This window comes from Clostridium sp. (assembly GCF_036642255.1).
In the GTDB taxonomy this organism is placed as follows: domain Bacteria; phylum Bacillota; class Clostridia; order Clostridiales; family Clostridiaceae; genus Clostridium_J.
On record NZ_JAVWDJ010000057.1, the window covers coordinates 1 to 18,572 of the forward strand.

Below are 18,572 nucleotides of genomic sequence, written 5' to 3' on the forward strand. Positions count from 1 at the left end.
ACCCCACTCCAGGACTTTCATAATAAGGGTAAGATTATCCAAAATTCAATTTTATGAGCAAAAATTATTAAATATAGGGGTTAGGTGCCAAAGGGAAACTATTAGTTAGTGTGACATAGTGTTGAGGTTTACTTTGGAACAAGCAAATAAAAACTTTAATATTTTGTAAATACAATATGTGTGATTAATAAATGGTGTATACAGATTGATTTTCTATTGATGAGATGTCTTTTATATTAAAATTCATAAACATAACCCATTTATTATTAACTAAATTAACTCATAATGCTAATAAATTAACTAGCATTGTTTACAATTAGAAAAACCCTAGCATATCATGTTACTCCATCATTGAAAAACGGCAATTCAACAATGATAGGAGGAAACATAAATGCTAGAGTTCAATAATTATTATAATAAAGCAACAACCAATGTTAAAGAATGTATTTTGCCACTTTTGCTCTTATTATATAGGTATTTATTAGAATAATTAGCTTTATAAAATAAAGTTATTAGTACCAACCTCTTAGTTTCATAGCTGAAGAAACTCTTTTAACTGAATACATATAAGCAGCATTTCTCATAGAAACTTTAAAGGTCTCTTTTATTTTCCATATTTCATTAAAAGCATTAACCATAGCAATTTCTTCTTTTTCCTCAACCTCTTTTTCGCTCCAGTAGTAACCATATAAATTTTGAACCCATTCAAAATATGATACAGTAACTCCACCTGCATTTGTTAAAATATCAGGGGTAACCAAGATACCGTTATCAAATAAAATCTTATCAGCCTCAGGTGTGATAGGTCCATTTGCAGCTTCAGCAATAATTTTAGCATTAATTGCTTCTGCGTTGTCTAAGGTTATTTGGTTTTCTCTTGCTGCGGGGACCAAAACATCAACATTCAATGCCCAAAAATCCTTCATTGAAATTTCAATTGAACCTGGAAAACCAAGGAGTGTATTATTTTTAAGATTGTATTCTGCTAATTTTTTAGCATCAAAGCCTTCTTCGTTATATATTGCATAAGTTCTTTTTTCAGCCTTACTATACTCTGCAACAGAGACAATTTTAGCTCCCATGCCTTCCAATATTTTACCTGTGAAACTACCAACATTACCAAAAGCTTGAATTGCAACAGTAGCATTATTAATGTTAATTCCAAGCTTACTAAGAGCTTCTCGCACTGTTACTGCTACTCCAAACCCCGTTGCTGCAGTTCTACCTTTTGAACCACCAAATTCTAAAGGTTTACCTGTGATAACTCCAAGAGCATTATGACCAACTAATTTATTATACTCATCCACCATCCAAGCCATAATTTGACCATTTGTATTAACATCTGGTGCAGGAATGTCTACTTTTTCGCCTATTAACTTATAAATTCCATCAATGTAGCCTCGGCTTAATCTTTCAAGTTCATTTTGTGATAATTTGCTAGGGTCAACTATTACACCACCTTTACCTCCACCATATGGAATTCCTACTACGGAACATTTAAAAGTCATCCATAAAGAAAGAGCTTTTACTTCATCTCGTGTAACCTCTGAATCAAATCTTATACCACCTTTGGTTGGACCAACAGCATCATTGTGTTGGGAACGATAGCCTTTAAAAACTCTAATAGTGCCATCATCCATTTTTACTGGAATGGATACTTCTAGAACTCTTTGAGGTTCACTTAAGATTTCATATACTGCTGGATCAGCGTTTAATTTGTCGCAAGCGTCTTTAAGCATTTTCTGGGCGTTTTCAAAAGGATTGAGGTTTTCTTTTAGCATTTTAATACACTCCTTAAAATATAATTTTAATAAGGTTTCTAGCGTAATTCATTGATATTGATCATTAAATTTTAAAAGTTTCAATCTCTTATATTAACATTGTATTCTGATAAATGAATAATAACAACCAATAATATGTTAATAATGAATGAATTATTGCATATAGTGTAAAATAGCATTCACTACATTGATATGATTAGAACTACCTCAAAGTCTTAGCTATGGATTATCTGGAGCAATTGGATTAAGTAAGGGTACACTGACAATGCAATTATATGGTGAATAAAATTTAATATAAAATAAAGACTAACAAAATAATGAGTAATAAATAAATGAGAGAAATAAATAAAGATGATTATTACCTTTATTTCCCAAGAAATAATTTATAATAATGTAAAAATATAACATTATTTGTAAGAGGGGTATTTACAATGAAGGAATCATTTATAAAAGAACATCCAGTGATTTTATCATTTGCATACGTAGTTTTGTTTGCAGTATTTGCTTCTATTTCAAAGGTAATTGCAATTACTTTAAAATGTCTCCAATTGAAACCATGATTTAATACCTATTATCTTACACTTTATTCACGACATAGAATCCAGTATCACCGCAGAAACATCATATGGTATAACACTGACTATTGTCAGTGTTCACTGTTTTGTTTTATTGAGTTATTCAATATACTTGTGGTTAGTGATTAAAAAGAAAATAGTGATGTATAGCAGTAAAGTTAATATTAATGGTAACAGGATATTTTAAGTATATTATGAGTTTTTAACTATATATAAGGGTAGATTATTCATTTCAATCTATCAAATAATAGGAAGCAAAGACGAGATTTGGGAAACAGATATAACTTACTACAAAAATCAGCTTACTAATTTGATAAGTTTTATTGTTGAAGGAGAGAGCCACAAAGGTGTTATATTAAGCGGTGACTTATTTTATGAAGGATTGAGAGTAAAGTGAATGCAAATCAAAACTAGATATTTGCACTGTTTATTTCTTGCATTCTTTATATTATAAATTATTATAAGCATTATCTTTTAAACATTAGCTACAATGTTTAAAAGTAATATTAAATGAGTTTTCTTGGTAATTCGGAACCCTATAAAGGGGAATCGGAGCTTTTCAAATCGATAAACTAATTTATATAAAAATTGGAATAAAGATTTACTAATTCTTTTATGAAATATATAATGATATTATTAATTATTTTGAATAAGGGGCTTGGTAGAGTGGAGAAAACAATTGATACTGATGAAATATATAAGATATTGAGAACTAGGATTATTAATTTAGGGTATGAGCCAGGACAAGTTCTAAATGAAGAGGATATTGCTAAAGAATTTAATGTTAGCCGAACTCCTGTAAGAAAGATATTTCAGATGCTGAATGGTGATAAGCTATTAAATATTATCCCTAGATTTGGGGCACAGGTAGCACCTTTGGATTTTAAATATATGAAATCCGTATTTGAAGTTACTAGGGAACTAGATCCTTTCGCAGCAAGACTAGCTGTGGATAGGATTTCTAAAGATCAGCTTAAAGAACTTGAAGAAATATTAGAAAGAATGTACAGCTATAACATAGAAGAAGATTATCAAAAAGCAATTATGGATGATGAAAGATTCCATGATATTATCTTTTTAAGTAGTGGAAATCAATGTCTTGCAGAAATGCTTGCAGGTCTGCACCTACATACAGAAAGACTTTGGCATTACTCTGAGCAGTATATCGATTCCATGGATATTTTCACAAATTCTCTAGGTAAAATCTTCAATTCTATAAAAGAAAAGAACCATGAGAGTGTAGAGAAACACGCAAGAGAACATATAGATGATTTCGTAGAAAAAATTAAACAGCAAATGCTGTAGGGAATTTGGGAAGGATGTTTTGTAAAGTTATTCTCTCTTTGAGGGTTGTGATCAAAGTGAGCGTATTCATTATGTAAATTACAACAATACTTCCACATTATAAAACCACCATAAGCAAAATTATATTTATGAGAATGTACTAAAGAGCTTCATATCATGTGGCTTCTTTATTTCATTCTATATATTTAAAAACCTTTGAATTATCCTTAGATAGGTTGATTCAAAGGTTTTTTCTTTTGTTTTATAAAATTTTGTGAAAATTTAAACATTTTTTCGAAGAAAAGAAGGATATTTTAAATTAATAGCTAATATATATTAAAAGAACAAGTGAAATACAATGCGTATACTAATAATATATCATTTAAATACAATTAATTTATTAATTGTATTTAAAACTGTTCATTTCAGGGATAAAGTATTTTTACTGTAATGTTATAAATTAAAAAGGGTTTAGAAATCTGTAAATAGCAAGCGAACCAACATGGTGTTTCTTTTTTTCCAGTTTCATATTTGGTTTGCTGGAAAGTGTGCAGTTCTTCAAGTGGAGTTACGCAAAAGGAGATATAGATTATGAAAAAAATTATTATAACAAATAACCATAAGGTATTTGAAAAGTATAGAGATACTTTCCAAATTTTATTTTTAGAAGAGGGTACCTATATAGAGGTTTTAAATAAGACTAGGGATAAGGTTCATGAGGGTTGTGAAATTCTTACCCATCCAATGGCAGGAAGTCTTAAACCAAATCAGACTCCTTTCAAATCTATAATTGTTGGAGATGCAAAAATGAAAACTCATATGGAAAGTGTAATTCTTATAGAGAATAGTTTGGGTGCTGCTGAAAAGTTTCTAAAATATAAAGCCACCCCTAAATGGAGTGAAAAAATATTGAGAGATTTTCAAACTGTGGATTTATCCTTAATTGAAAATGTAATAAACAATCCTATGTTCAATTTTGGTTATTAGAAATAATTCTTTAAGTCCTACCTTTTGAAGGCTTATTGTTTGGAACCATTATGCTGGGGGTTAAGGCTCCCATTCCCCACGGGGAACAGTGAGACGTAAGGTTTCTTCTGTATGTATCATGATTTTTTAGGTAATAAGAAGATTTTTTACACTTAATAAGATGCTACTTATGCTTAAAAAGATTCAAAGGTGATTAAGAAAATCATATTATTCATTTTTACTCTGTCAATAATCCCTTTATTTTAGGGGTTTAAATATAAAAGGAGGTAATAACTTTGAGACTAGAATTAGGAAAAATAATGATTAATAATGTAGAATTTGGTGCAAACACAGAAGTAAAGCAAGGAACACTTTATGTAAACAAGGAAGAAATAATAAAGTTAGTACTTGAAGATGACAGAATTATATCAGCAGATGTACAGCTTGCAAAACCAGGTGAATCAGTTCGTATTGCTCCTGTTAAGGATGTAATCGAACCAAGAGTTAAAGTATCTGGTGGTGGCATATTCCCAGGAACTATAAATAAGGTTAAGGAAGTTGGAAATGGAAGAACCCATGCCTTGGTTGGTGCTACTGTAATTACATGTGGAAGAATAGTAGGTTTCCAAGAAGGACTTATTGATATGTCCGGTCCTGCAGCTAAATACACACCTTTTTCAGAGACTAATAATGTTTGCATAGTTATAGAACCAGCAGAAGGATTAGAGACTCATGATTACGAGGCAGCAGGAAGAATGGTAGGATTAAAGGTTGCTACCTATATCGGCGAAGCCGGAAGGAACATAGAGCCAGATGAGGTTGTTGTGTATGAAACAAAACCTGTATTTGAGCAAAGAGATCAATATCCAAATCTACCTAAAATAGGTTATATCCATATGCTTCAATCTCAAGGATTACTTCATGACACCTATTATTATGGTGTTGATGCTAAAGTAATGGTGCCTACTTTCATGTACCCAACAGAAATAATGGATGGAGCAATTGTTAGTGGTAACTGTGTTGCACCTTGTGACAAGGTAACAACTTATCATCATTTGAACAATCCAGTTATTGAGGACTTATATAAAAGACACGGTAAAGATTTAAACTTCATGGGAGTTATTCTTACAAATGAGAACGTATTCCTTGCAGATAAGGAACGGTCCTCAGACATGACGGCAAAACTTTGTGAACTTCTTGGACTTGATGGAGTGCTAATTACAGAAGAAGGCTATGGAAATCCTGATACAGACCTAATGATGAACTGTAAGAAAGTAAGTCAAAAAGGAGTAAAAGTTGTACTTATTACAGATGAATTCCCAGGAAGAGATGGTAAATCTCAATCTTTAGCTGATGCTGTTGATGAGGCAGATGCCCTTGTATCTTGTGGAAATGGAAATGTAATAATTAGCTTCCCACCTATGAAGAAAGTTATAGGAACCCTAGACTTTATTGAAACTATGATAGGTGGTTATGAAGGAAGCTTAAAGGAAGACGGAAGTATAGAAGCAGAACTTCAAATTATTATAGCATCAACTATTGCTAACGGCTTCAATAAACTCGCTGCTAGAGGATATTAAAATCAAAGAAGGAGGAACAACCATTATGAGTAAAAAAAGAGTTATTCATTATATAAATCAATTTTTTGCCAACATTGGGGGAGAAGAAAAAGCTGATATTAAGCCTGAAATAAGAGAAGGTGTAGTGGGTCCAGGGCTTGCACTTCAAAATGGACTTGGTGAGGAATATGAAGTTGTTGCCACTGTAATCTGTGGAGACAACTACTTTGGTTCAAATCTAGAGGAGGCTAAAGAAATAATACTAAATATCATTAGGCCATATAATCCAGATTTATTTGTGGCAGGACCTGCTTTTAATGCTGGAAGATATGGAGTAGCCTGCGGAACAATCGCTAAAGCAGTTGAAACTGAAATGCACATTCCTGTTGTAACAGCTATGTATCCAGAAAATCCTGGAGTTGATATGTTTAGAAAAGATTTACACATCATTGAAACTGGGCATTCTGCAGCAGACATGAGAAAATCCATGAGCAAAATGTGTAATCTTGCTAAGAAGTTGGTAAAGGGAGAGGAAATCCTATCTCCAAAAGAGGAAGGCTATCTTGAAAGAGGTATTCGTGTAAATTATTTCAATGAAAAAAGAGGCTCTGAAAGAGGGGTAGATATGCTACTTAAAAAAGTATCAGGGCAGCCTTATGAAACAGAATATCCAATGCCAGTATTTGATAGAGTATCTCCAAATCCAGCAGTAAAAGATGTTTCAAAAATTAAAATTGCTGTGGTAACCTCTGGTGGAATTGTTCCTCAAGGAAACCCAGACAGAATTGAATCTTCCAGTGCAACTAAATATGGTATTTATAACATCACTGGAATGGACAGTCTTTCAAAAAATCACTTTATGACAGTGCATGGTGGCTATGACAGAGCCTTTGTAACAGAAAACCCAAACCTTGTAGTTCCTCTTGATGTACTTCGCGAGATGGAAAAAGAAGGGGTCATTGGAGAGCTAGCGAACTATTTCATAACTACAACAGGAACAGGAACTGCAGTTGGAAATGCAAAAGGCTTTGGAGAAGACTTTAGTAAAAAACTTTTGGCAGATGGAATTCAAGCAGTTATATTAACTTCCACATGAGGAACTTGTACTCGTTGCGGTGCAACCATGGTAAAAGAAATTGAAAGAGTAGGAATTCCAGTAGTGCATATGTGTACAGTAGTTCCAATCTCCTTAACTATAGGAGCTAACAGAATAATACCTGCCATAGGAATACCTTATCCACTAGGAGATCCAAATTTAGGAGAAGAGAAGAGCAAGAAACTAAGAAGATCTTTAGTTGAAAGAGCATTGAAAGCTTTGCAAACAGAAGTTGATGGTCAAACAGTATTTGAGTAATAAATTCTTAATTATACACTTACGCTCATAAGAACACTTTTGCACAAAAGAAAACTCACCAATATAGGAAACTGACATAAAAAGTCATTAAATCCAATTTAATTACCTCACATAATGTAGTGACATCTTTGACTAAATAAAGATGCCACAGTTAACCAGTAGCCAATTAATATTTAATAGATTCTATTAATTAATTGGCTAACTTTAATGACTTTTGGAAGGACTAAGTTCCTAACATCATTAGTATTAAAAATTTTCTAAGATGAAAAAGAATCTCCTTTCGAAGTCGTTAAAGAAAATGAACTTGTTCATTATTTAAACAGGAGGGTATATATGGATAGTGGTAAATTAAATAAAAAGCAGGTAATTTTCTTTGCAGGAGCGTTTATAGCATTTTTGATAGGATCTGGGTTTGCAACAGGACAAGAAATAATGCAATACTTTGCAGCTTACGGGTACATGGGTATTGCAGGAGCAATAGTAGTTCTTATTTTATTTTTATATGTTGGAGTAAGTTTTATTACAGTGGGATATGAGAAAAAATTTCCAAAGGGAAGCGACATTTACACTTATTATTGTGGGAAACACATAGGTAAGTTCTATGATTACTTTTCAGTATTGTTTATTTATATGTCTTTCATAGTAATGATTGCAGGAGCAGGAGCAACCTTAAATCAACAATATGGACTGCCAATCTCAGTAGGGGGTATATTAATGGCAGTTCTAGCAGTGGCAACAGTAACTTTTGGACTTAATAAAATAGTCGATGTAATAGGTGCAATTGGTCCAGTAATAGTTGTATTATCCATACTTTTAGGTCTGTCAGCAATTATGAAAAATCCATCAGGGCTAGGCACAGCAAGTGAAATTATTCCTAGCTTAAATCTAATGAAAGCATCAAGTAATTGGCTTTATGCAGCAGGTTCTTATGTAGGTTTTTGTATGCTGTGGCTTGCTTCTTTCATGGCTTCCATGGGTGCAACAGCGGATGGCAAAAGAGAAGCAACCCTTGGAGCAATCATTGGTGCAGCAGCTTTTTCCATAGCTATAATTATTATTGCCTTAGGTCTTATGGCAAATATTAATCAGGTTGCAGGGTCCATGATTCCATCGTTAATATTAGCAGGTAACATACATCCAACAGTTGCAATAGTATTTTCCTTAACAGTTATTGCAGGTATATATACAACAGCAGTACCTCTTCTTTGGACTGTTTCATCAAGAATTACAGATGAAAAAAGCAGTAAATTTAAAGTTATTACCCTTGTATTAGCAATTATAGGAACTTTTATTGGATTAAAAATACCTTTTGATAGGCTTGTTAATATTATATATGTAATAAATGGTTATGTAGGAATATTGCTTCTAGCGTTAATGGTGATAAAATCAATAAGGAATTTTTCTAGTAAACAAAATATTAAAGCTACAGAGAATAAGTCAGTTTAGAAAGTAATTATAAAGAGTTCTGTATGGAGTAAAGAGTCGCCTTTGCTTTTAACCCTTGCAAATTTGCACACGTCAAATTGTCCTGTTCAAAATTCTCGAAAAATAATTTTGAACAGGAATATAAAATAACAGGCAAGGTGTTTCCTAAAGATAAGAATTGGATTTAGTAATAATAGATTTAGGCATAGGGTTATACTCTGTGCTTTTTTACTTTTAACTTTGAATTTATAATAAAAATTTATTGATAAGATATGTATATAATTACCCAGAAAAGAACTATCTATATAATTAGTTAGATTTTGTATATATAATTAAAGTATGAAATAGATGGATCCATTAAGTATTTCAAAAAAACGCAAATAATCAGGAGGTTAAAATGAAAAGAGATAAAAAAATATTAGAAATAATAAAGAATAAAATTATAAACGATTATAAGAATGATATATCACTGCTTATATTATATGGAAATGATATGATGGATACAGATGAGAATTTGGGAATAAGGTTTTATTTCATTCCTAAAAATGAGAGAGGAAAAAATCTTTCAACTCAATTCATTGTAGAAGGTGTAAGCTATGACTTGTTTCCCATGAGTTGGGAACGATTGATTGCTAATGCTGCCATGGATAGTCCCCAAGGGTATTTACTTTTGGGTACAGAAATTGTTTATTATTCCGATGATGAAGTGCTTAATAGATTTGAAAACATGAAAGATAGTCTTAGAACTATATTAAGTGGAAAATATGATGAAGTGCTAGTAAATAAAGCTTATGAATACTTTAATGAGAGTTATATCTATCTTTATAATATGTATAAGTATAATAAAAGTATGAGTAGTGTAAGACTAGAAGCAGGAAAATTGCTTAATAAAATTGCCAATGCAATGGGGTTTGTTAACAGGGAGTATTATAAAAATGGAAATGGTTCTGTTTTGGGTGATTCTTTAAAACTAGAAAGATTACCTAAGGACTACAAAGCTTTAGTAGATGATATAGTTTTCTCTACTTCTAGTGAAGAAATTTATTTGAAATCATTAAGTCTAGTTGAAAATACAAGAGAATTGCTGCTTGATATGAAGAAAGAAAATAAACAAACTGAGTTGTTTGAAACACTTTTTACTGGATACTATGAGGAATTGAAGAAAAGTCTTAATAAATGTAACATTGCTGTTAGTCAAAAGAATTATTACAAATTATTTGAGCTTTTTTCATACATTCAAGAAGAGGTTGGTCAGTTTCTTGCTAAAGTTGAAGAGGGTATATGGTATGACGATAGAAATGCTTATGTAGAGTACGGTAAGTATTTCAATAATATATTTGGATTGGATCTATTAGAATTGACTTCTAAAAAAGACGATGAAAAAATTCTTATGGCAATTGATAAGTTTGAAAAGGAATTAATTTCACTAGTTAGGAAAAATCAGGTAAAGTTATTGGACTTTAAATCGATTGAAGAATTCGAAATCTATTTTAGAGATAAGTAGGAAATAAAGTTGAAATATAAAAATGCAACACAAATCTTGCCAAAAGAATTGATGGATGAGGTTCAAAAGTATATAGAAGGAGAATATCTATATATACCTAAAGCTGAAGGAACAAAGAAAAAGTGGGGAGATAATTCTGGATATAGACGCAATCTTTCTATCAGAAATGATAGTATTAGGAAAGAGCATAGAGATGGGGCTACAATAAGCGACTTAGCTGGAAAGTACTATCTTTCTGAAAATACTATTAAAAAAATAGTGTATGTAAAAATAAATCCAGTGACTGACGAAATAGAATAATAGTGTGCACTCAATCTTAAAGCAAGGAGATGATTAGAAATCATCTCCTAATGCTATTGAGGAAATTTCTTTTAAAAAGCAAACTTAAAAGTTGTAAGAGATAAGTAATTATTCTTGGATATAAAGCTGTGATTTTTATTAGCAATGCAATTAGTTCATGGTAGTTATTGTAAGAACCTCACTTATAACTGATACGGAGAGCCGTACCATAAAAGGTACGTTTTTTTCATTTGCAAAATTAAATGATATAATTATAAATGGAACTTAAGTACAATAACACCTTATTACTCTTAAGGAGAGGATAATATGAAAGTGTCACGTGAATGCATACACTGTCTTGCCAGACAAGCAGTAGAGATAGCACAAGAAGCCACAAATAATGTAAAAATACAAGAAGAAATAATAAAAAGGTCTATGAAAGAATTAGGAGAAATGGACTTTAATGAAACAGCCCCAGAAATAGCTTTTAGAATGCATCAACATGCTAAAAATATTACTGGTATTAATGACCCATATGTAGCATTGAAGGAGCAGTATAATGAAATTGCTGAAGAGATTTATGAGCGAATTACTAAGGAAAAATGGCTAGATAAGGCAGAAGATTCTTTTGATATGGCTTGTAGGCTAGCTATTGCAGGAAATATTATAGATTTTTCAGTTGGACTAAAGCTAGAGCCAGCAGATATCCTTAAGTCTGTAGAAGACAGCATAAAACATAATATTTTTGGAACTGGAACAACTGCTCTAAAAGAAGCAGTAGAAAAGTCAAATAAGATCATGTATATTGCTGACAATTCAGGTGAAATTATATTTGATAAGTTTCTGTTAGAAAAGCTTCCATTACACAAGGTTACTTTTGTAGTAAAGGGAGGTCCCATAGTTAATGATGCAACTATGGCGGACGCAATAAGTGCAGGTATTGTAAACTTAGTAAAAGTTATTGATAATGGACATAGTTCACAAGGAACCATATTAAAGCACTGTTCTAGAGCATTTGTAAGGGAATTTAATGAAGCAGATCTTATTATAAGTAAAGGGCAAGCAAATTTTGAAACCTTGAGTGATATTAAGGATAAGGCTATTTTCTATCTTTTGCGAGCAAAATGCAGCTCAGTTGCTTCTGCTATAGGATGTAAATCAATGCAGTATGTGCTTACTAATTACAACTAACCCACATCTCTGAATCATTTTTTAACAAATGATATACTTTAAAGTGTAACTGTACCATAAGTAAGTTGTACTTTGGATAATTTGGGGTAAGGTGATTTCCATCTAAGGTTATCTATTTACCCCAGGTGTGGTTAATTTATAAATATTGTCTTTATATTGACAGTGAATTAATGTAGTGATACAATGTGAATGAATTTAAAAATCATTCATTCATAATGTGGAGGTTATTTAATTGGTAGATAAAAAGGCACAAATCTTTAATGCTGGAAGACAAATATTTTACTTAAAAGGCTTTAAGGATACTAATGTTTCAGATATTACTAAAATGGCAAAGGTGGGGGTAGGTACTTTCTACAACTACTATGGTTCAAAAGAAGAGTTGTTTTTAGAGGTTTACATTAAAGAGAGTGAAAAACATAAAAGGCATGTTATGGAAACTATCAATGTTAATGGAGACCCAGTAACTGTAGCAAAAAAATTAATAGAGATGAATATTAGTGCAATGGACTCCAATAGAATACTTAAAGAGTGGAATAGTAAAGATCTTCTTAAACAACTAGAACAACATTACCGTGATGAGAGCTTAAATGATGGTGATTTCTTTCATAATTTTTATATAGATATAATAAAAAATTGGAAAGCTGAAGGAAAAATAAGAGATGATATAGCTGATGACCTTTTATTGGCTTTCTTCGGGGTTTTAGAACATATCGATACCCATAAAGAAGAAATCGGAATTCAATATTTTCCACATATAATGCAGTATTTAGTAGAGTTTATAATGAAGGGTTTAACTGATTGCCGAAAATAGAATAAATGTAGGCAATCTTTTTTTGAAAAATAGTGAATGAATTTATTTATTATTCATTCACCAATAAAACCTTCAATGTTAGGTAATGATTAAAAATAAGAAGTAGCATATTAAGTTCAATAAATATGTTGAAAAATAATCTGAGGAATTTTTCACCGGTGAAGTTGCAAAATGGAAATTTTGTTTTAGGTGTGTTTATAAAATATATAATGCAATAAGGAAACAGCGTAGATAATTATTTCTAGCTTCCATGCTATTTTATATAAGCTGCTATTATGTAATTTTATATAAGAAATAATGTTGCAACTTATTAATTTATTGTTGAAATCAAATGTTTTAGGGAGGGCCGAGCTATGAATAATAAAACAGTGCAGACAAAATCACTTTTTAAATTTTACTTGTTACTATTTGGTATCTCCATTCCTTTTTGGATACTCGGAGCTGTGACAGAGGAGTTAGCTAAAACGGTTCCAATTAATCTTCCAATTAGTGCTCTTATGTTTATCTGTCCTTTAATAGTAACCTTAATTCTTGTTCCTAGAGAAAATAAGAAGAAGAAATTAAGTACTTATGTTTTAGTTACTATGTTTAGTTTTACACTTATGGGATGTAGTGCAAACACTAATCCTTCTACAGATTCTAAAAACAATAATGCTAGTAAAGAAATAAATGATGTGGCTAATGCTTCAATGGAAGGCACAAATAAAACTAGTAATAACAATGAAAGTAATTCTACAGACACCAATACTAATGATGGATACAAGGATGGTGTATATGGTAGTATGGTTGAAAGTACAAAATCAGGATTTGAAGAAGCTGTTGTGACAATTAAAGATGGTAAAATACAAAATGTAGAACTAAAAAGATTGGACAAGAAGAATAAAGAAGTTAATTATGAACAATGGGATGGAACTAAATGGGATCATCCAAATTTAAAGCAGTATAGAGTTGATTTAGCTAAAGCAATGATGAACAAACAATCTTCCGAGGTTGATATTATTTCTGGTGCTACTGAGTCCTCAAATGGATGGAAAACTGCAGCTAGTGAGGCATTATTAAAAGCTAAATAAAGGAAGAAATAAGTACTTACATGGTGAGAAATATGAATATCGATGTCCATATAAGTATGTGAATTAATTAAATATGTTTCCATATACATCTAAAGATGAGAGTAAAAGCTTAAGTATATTTTATGTTCCCTCAGACTACAGTTTGAGGGGATTTTTGCTTTAGCGGGTTTATTAGAAATTTTGAAAAGGTAAATCCAATAAAAGAGTTTGATATGGATTTCGTATTTAACATAAAATAAAAGATGACTTTTTATGAAGTTGAAAAGATTATTGTAAGTTTGCTTAAAGAGACTGAGATAGAGCTGATAATTCACTAGGGAAATATTAAGGGTCAATTGGAGTAATGAGATTCTACGTAACTTTCCAAAATTCATCTTGTCGAAAATAAACTATTTTTGTAGAAAATATGAAAAATTAGTATATATTTAGTATAATTGTATTTATAAGAAAATTCACATAAAATAAGTTTGTTTTAATATTAAGCTTAAGAATTATTTTAAATTATAAACTCCTTTTTAATCAACTTATATAAAAAATGCAACAGAAAACCAGCAATTTATTGAGTTTCTTTATTGTATTCTACATACATTAGTTTCATGTATCTAATTTAATGTATTCTAAATATTATTGATGAAAACGATATAATGGAAAATTACAGTTAACAATATCCCAAAGTCACTTTTAAGATGTATATTAGTGTTATTTTGTCATTGTACATAATATCAAAAATTTTTAGCTAATAATCAAGTTGAATATAGATTGATAGGGGATAAAAATGGGGAATTTAAGCATAAAGAAAAAACTGCAATTTATGATAATTATAATATTCATTCCAATCATCATATACCAATTTTTCAAAATAAATAACGAGTTTGAAAAAAGTATAGATACTGAATTAAAAGCTAATGAAGATTTTGCCCAAGCTGTTAATTCAGCTTTTACAAATTACGTTGATGGGATATGGAATAATGAACTTATAATGGGACTGGCAATTTCTAATAATAACGTAAATAGTGAAGTTATGGGAAATTATATGAAAATTATATCTGAAGATAAAACTACCATAAAACATTACGCATGGATAGATATCTCTACTTTGAAAATTACTGCAAGTTCTAATCCTCAGTCTATTGGTGTATCACTTAAGGATCGTGAATACATTAATAAAATTATAAATGGTGAGGATAGAGTAATATCGGATATGTTAACTTCCCGTGTTGATGGCAAAAAAGTTTTTGTAATTGCACGAGGAATTAGAAAAGATAATGTATTAGTGGGTATAATCACTGCTAGTATAAATGTAGTAGACCTACATAAAATTTTACCAGCGAACAGAGGAGTAGGCTATAGTTCTTTTGGGTTGGTGGATAATCAAGGTATTTTTGTATACAGATATGGAATTCCTGATATAGCCGAAAAGATGATTAGCATTAAAGATGTTCCTGTTTTAAACAATGTGTTAGATAATAAAATTGTTAATTTAAGAAAAGTTAAATCACCTATAACTGGAGAAATTATGATAGGAGCAAATGTACCTATTGATGAGCTAGGTTGGGTTGCCTTTGCTAACAACACATATGATGAAGTTTTAGTAAGAACTTTTATTGGTATAAAAAGTGACATAATTATGTTGGTTTTTATAGTTGCAATAGGTATAATAGCAAGCGTTTTTATAGGAAAGCAAATACTAGAGCCAATATCTGTACTTAAGTCATCTGCTATGGAGATGTCAAAAGGAAATTTGAATGTTCGGACAAATATCACTGGAAAAGACGAAATTGCTTTAGCAGCTCAAGCTTTTGATCAAATGGCAACCAATATAGAAGAGTATGATAATCTTAAGACACAATTTTTCTCTAATCTATCTCATGAATTTAAAACGCCTTTAAATATAATTTTGTCTTCTATTCAGTTAATTGAAAGTATGCATTTAAATGCATCTCATTGTAAAACTTATAAAAGTCTATCAAAGTATATGGCAATGATGAAACAAAATAGTTATAGACTTCTAAGACTAATAAATAATCTTATTGATATTACCCGAATTGATACTGGTTTTTTAAAAATTCATTTTAGTAATCATAATATAGTAGCTATTATAGAAGACATAACTATGTCAGTTGCAAATTATGCTGATTCTAGAGGTATTGAAATCATTTTTGATACAGATATAGAGGATAAGGTAATAGGATGTGACCCAGATTGTATAGAAAGAATTATACTCAACCTTTTGTCCAACTCTATTAAGTTTACACCTTCAGGAGGACGCATTTTTGTAAGTATCTTTGATAAGAAAGATAAAATATCCATATCTGTAAAAGATACTGGAATAGGAATTCCACCTGATAAGATAGATATAATCTTTGATCGTTTTAGACAAGTTGATACATCATTGCATAGGGCATGTGAAGGTAGTGGAATCGGGTTATCACTTGTAAAGGCATTGGTAGTAGAAGGGTTTAAAGGAAATATATACGCTGAAAGCGCCAGTGGGAAGGGTACTGAAATTACAATTGAACTCCCTGTACTTTTAGTTCCAGAAGATGACTTTGTAGAGATTAATAATCTTAAAGACAATATGGATAGGGTTCAAAGAATAAATATAGAGTTTTCAGATATATATAACTAATAAAATATTACAATATATTATGTAATACTTAGTAGTTAATCTATTAATAAGATAAATAAAATTTTAAAATTACCCTAAGCAACACACTATTTTGTGTGAAATACAAGCATATAAATTAAACGACCCCCTATTTTAGGGGGGTACATCTTTACGCAAAATCAATAATTGTGCGCTTCAGTTTTATCTTCCTATCACAACACACGTGGAGACGGCAGTACTTAGGAACAAGAAAGTTTGACAAATCAAAGATTAACGGCATTTTGAATTTAATATGTAGATGTATCTATGAAAAACAAGTAAAAAATCTTCTACTCCTTATTTGAATAGGTGTAGAGGATTTTGTTGATTTAAGAACTTATTAATGGAATGACGACTTTTGGGCGTTATATAGAGTCTCTCGATTTCTGAGTATATCAAGCTCCGTAATTATTTAATTACTAAAAAAGCTTTTAAGCTTAACATACACTTAATAGTTCTTATTTGCGCTTGGAATATTATGGACATACTTCCTATTTATAATCTTGATATCTGTAATAATTCATATATTAGATGTATAATTGATATATGGACAAATGTATTATTGGACTACTATGACCGCGGATAAATAAGAGGCTAGAATTAAACATTAGTTAAAAAAGAGTCTAATGTATAGAGGAATTTAATATAAGTATAATTTTAAATAATATAGTAAAGTGTTCGTTAGAAAAATAGAATGATTTCTATCAAATGTTACAGCTATATTATACGAGGAGGAATTCGAAATGATAAGTAAGGAAAGTAGAATTATGACTTTATCTGGCGCTCAAATGGAAATGCGTTCATCTTTTTTAGGTGGTTTTGCAGGCCAACTTGTATCCGGATTAATATGGCTAGGAGCTGCTGCTGTTAGTGTTTTAATTACACCACAGTATGGTATGATATTTCTGTTTTTTGGATGTATGGGTATATTTCCACTTACGCAATTAACCTTGCGCATGATGGGCCGACCTGCAAAAGTAAATGCAGAGAACGGATTGTGGGGTCTCGGTTCCCAAATAGCTTTTACTGTGCCAATAAACTTCCTTTTAGTTGGTGCAACTATTCTTTATAGACAAATGTGGTTTTTTCCTGCATCTATGATTGTTGTTGGGACGCATTACTTACCTTTCATAACTCTATATGGAATGAAAATGTATGGAGTACTATCAGTGCTGCTTATATTGAGTGGAGCAGGTCTCGCGCTGTATGGACCCCAAGTTTTCAGTCTTGGGGGGTGGTTAACAGGATTGATTTTAATTATATTTGCATTTATCGGCAGATCAATTGTACTAAGGGAAGAAAAATCAGCTAAATAGAATAAAGATATTTCAAATAATTTAAACAGTACAGTGATAATGCACGACATTATGATTTGTTAATCGAATATGATACCCTCTTTTTAGGGGGAAAATCTTTAAACAAAATAATAATGGATACGATTTATTATCGTCTTTCTACTAAAACATGCCTATAGTCCGTGGTGTTATACAGAAGAAATAGGGAAGATACCTAATAATACATGTATAATAAAACGGTTAAAGTACTAAAAATCTTGTGATAGAATTTAATTTTAAGTGTCTTATATCTAAAAAGAACATCTAAGGTGTTCTTTTTCTGTCTTTATTCAATAACAGTGTAGTAGCGTGTACCTCTCGTCAGAGTGAAGCTACTTACTGGTACAGAAACATGTAAAGCAGTTGGAATCCACGCGTAATTTACAAAAACTAGTAGATGTAATGCCGTACACAGTTATGTTATTTGCCCACGATTTCACCAGTTATCAGAGCGATTACATTGAAGATTCCCCAAAAGATGGACGTCTCTCAGAGGATGAGCTTAAAAATATAAAAGATTACAAATCTAAGGTTTTCTATGATAACTGGAAATTGAAACCAGGTAATTTACCTTACTATGTACCTTCATCCAAAGGTGAAGAAACAGGAAGTGTAGAGTTCAAATAATGAAGTATCCTTTAAGGATCACTATGTTGTATAGTCCCATATACCTATGGAGGACATTATAAAAAATTAATATTAAATATTTGCTTTAAATGGTGGAAGGCAATGTAATGAGTGTAGGGTTTATTAGTTAATCATGAAAACAAAAGGACAACCAATTGGTTGTCC

General features: G+C 31.1%; 15 protein-coding genes. 14 read left to right on the plus strand and 1 reads right to left on the minus strand.

Annotated features, from left to right (window positions below; translation table 11 throughout):
* Positions 1 to 512: 512 nt before the first annotated feature.
* Positions 513 to 1,781 carry a Glu/Leu/Phe/Val dehydrogenase gene (locus RR409_RS18705; protein WP_332559295.1) on the minus strand — a complete coding sequence of 423 codons (1,269 nt, stop codon included), beginning with the start codon at positions 1,779 to 1,781 and terminating at the stop codon, positions 513 to 515.
* A gap of 431 nt (positions 1,782 to 2,212) precedes the next feature.
* Here RR409_RS18705 and RR409_RS18710 point away from each other — a divergent pair, with 431 nt between their 5' ends.
* The 14 genes from RR409_RS18710 (at position 2,213) to RR409_RS18775 (ending at position 18,407) form a co-directional block, all read left to right on the plus strand.
* Entirely contained in the window at positions 2,213 to 2,341 is a 129-nt protein-coding gene (locus tag RR409_RS18710) for a hypothetical protein (RefSeq protein WP_332559296.1), read from the plus strand.
* A gap of 681 nt (positions 2,342 to 3,022) precedes the next feature.
* Positions 3,023 to 3,661, plus strand: coding sequence for a GntR family transcriptional regulator (locus RR409_RS18715; RefSeq protein WP_332559297.1), 639 nt, complete (start codon positions 3,023 to 3,025; stop codon positions 3,659 to 3,661).
* A 570-nt stretch (positions 3,662 to 4,231) separates the two neighbouring features.
* Positions 4,232 to 4,627, plus strand: coding sequence for a GrdX family protein (locus RR409_RS18720; RefSeq protein ID WP_332559298.1), 396 nt, complete (start codon positions 4,232 to 4,234; stop codon positions 4,625 to 4,627).
* A gap of 275 nt (positions 4,628 to 4,902) precedes the next feature.
* Entirely contained in the window at positions 4,903 to 6,186 is a 1,284-nt protein-coding gene (gene grdG, locus RR409_RS18725) for a sarcosine reductase complex component B subunit alpha (protein ID WP_332559299.1), read from the plus strand.
* A gap of 25 nt (positions 6,187 to 6,211) precedes the next feature.
* Entirely contained in the window at positions 6,212 to 7,519 is a 1,308-nt protein-coding gene (gene grdF, locus RR409_RS18730) for a sarcosine reductase complex component B subunit beta (protein ID WP_332559300.1), read from the plus strand.
* Positions 7,520 to 7,852: 333 nt separating this feature from the next.
* Positions 7,853 to 8,965 (plus strand): hypothetical protein, encoded by a 1,113-nt coding sequence (locus RR409_RS18735; protein WP_332559301.1) that lies wholly within the window; start codon positions 7,853 to 7,855, stop codon positions 8,963 to 8,965.
* Positions 8,966 to 9,341: 376 nt separating this feature from the next.
* Positions 9,342 to 10,448: a hypothetical protein gene (locus tag RR409_RS18740; protein WP_332559302.1), complete on the plus strand. Its 1,107-nt coding sequence runs from the start codon at positions 9,342 to 9,344 to the stop codon at positions 10,446 to 10,448.
* A 9-nt stretch (positions 10,449 to 10,457) separates the two neighbouring features.
* A complete protein-coding gene (locus tag RR409_RS18745) occupies positions 10,458 to 10,748 on the plus strand; it encodes a CD3324 family protein (RefSeq protein ID WP_332559303.1) in 291 nt (96 codons plus the stop codon).
* Between the two features lie 306 nt (positions 10,749 to 11,054).
* The gene (locus RR409_RS18750) at positions 11,055 to 11,918 is read left to right on the plus strand and encodes an ARMT1-like domain-containing protein (protein WP_332559304.1); all 864 of its coding nucleotides are present in this window, start codon (positions 11,055 to 11,057) and stop codon (positions 11,916 to 11,918) included.
* Between the two features lie 232 nt (positions 11,919 to 12,150).
* Positions 12,151 to 12,729, plus strand: coding sequence for a TetR/AcrR family transcriptional regulator (locus RR409_RS18755; protein WP_332559305.1), 579 nt, complete (start codon positions 12,151 to 12,153; stop codon positions 12,727 to 12,729).
* Between the two features lie 353 nt (positions 12,730 to 13,082).
* Positions 13,083 to 13,799, plus strand: a complete 717-nt coding sequence (locus RR409_RS18760) for an FMN-binding protein (protein WP_332559306.1) — start codon at positions 13,083 to 13,085, stop codon at positions 13,797 to 13,799.
* 775 nt (positions 13,800 to 14,574) lie between these two features.
* Positions 14,575 to 16,428 carry an ATP-binding protein gene (locus RR409_RS18765; RefSeq protein ID WP_332559307.1) on the plus strand — a complete coding sequence of 618 codons (1,854 nt, stop codon included), beginning with the start codon at positions 14,575 to 14,577 and terminating at the stop codon, positions 16,426 to 16,428.
* Positions 16,429 to 17,189: 761 nt separating this feature from the next.
* Positions 17,190 to 17,762, plus strand: coding sequence for a hypothetical protein (locus tag RR409_RS18770; RefSeq protein ID WP_332559308.1), 573 nt, complete (start codon positions 17,190 to 17,192; stop codon positions 17,760 to 17,762).
* 420 nt (positions 17,763 to 18,182) lie between these two features.
* Positions 18,183 to 18,407: a hypothetical protein gene (locus RR409_RS18775; RefSeq protein WP_332559309.1), complete on the plus strand. Its 225-nt coding sequence runs from the start codon at positions 18,183 to 18,185 to the stop codon at positions 18,405 to 18,407.
* The last annotated feature ends 165 nt before the right edge of the window (positions 18,408 to 18,572 follow it).

Coding starts and splice junctions, on each gene's coding strand:
- RR409_RS18705 (WP_332559295.1), bottom strand. CDS start 1,781: ATGCTAAAAGAAAACCTCAATCCTTTTGAAAACGCCCAGAAAATGCTT.
- RR409_RS18710 (WP_332559296.1), top strand. CDS start 2,213: ATGAAGGAATCATTTATAAAAGAACATCCAGTGATTTTATCATTTGCA.
- RR409_RS18720 (WP_332559298.1), top strand. CDS start 4,232: ATGAAAAAAATTATTATAACAAATAACCATAAGGTATTTGAAAAGTAT.
- RR409_RS18735 (WP_332559301.1), top strand. CDS start 7,853: ATGGATAGTGGTAAATTAAATAAAAAGCAGGTAATTTTCTTTGCAGGA.
- RR409_RS18740 (WP_332559302.1), top strand. CDS start 9,342: ATGAAAAGAGATAAAAAAATATTAGAAATAATAAAGAATAAAATTATA.
- RR409_RS18750 (WP_332559304.1), top strand. CDS start 11,055: ATGAAAGTGTCACGTGAATGCATACACTGTCTTGCCAGACAAGCAGTA.
- RR409_RS18760 (WP_332559306.1), top strand. CDS start 13,083: ATGAATAATAAAACAGTGCAGACAAAATCACTTTTTAAATTTTACTTG.
- RR409_RS18765 (WP_332559307.1), top strand. CDS start 14,575: ATGGGGAATTTAAGCATAAAGAAAAAACTGCAATTTATGATAATTATA.
- RR409_RS18770 (WP_332559308.1), top strand. CDS start 17,190: ATGATAAGTAAGGAAAGTAGAATTATGACTTTATCTGGCGCTCAAATG.
- RR409_RS18775 (WP_332559309.1), top strand. CDS start 18,183: ATGCCGTACACAGTTATGTTATTTGCCCACGATTTCACCAGTTATCAG.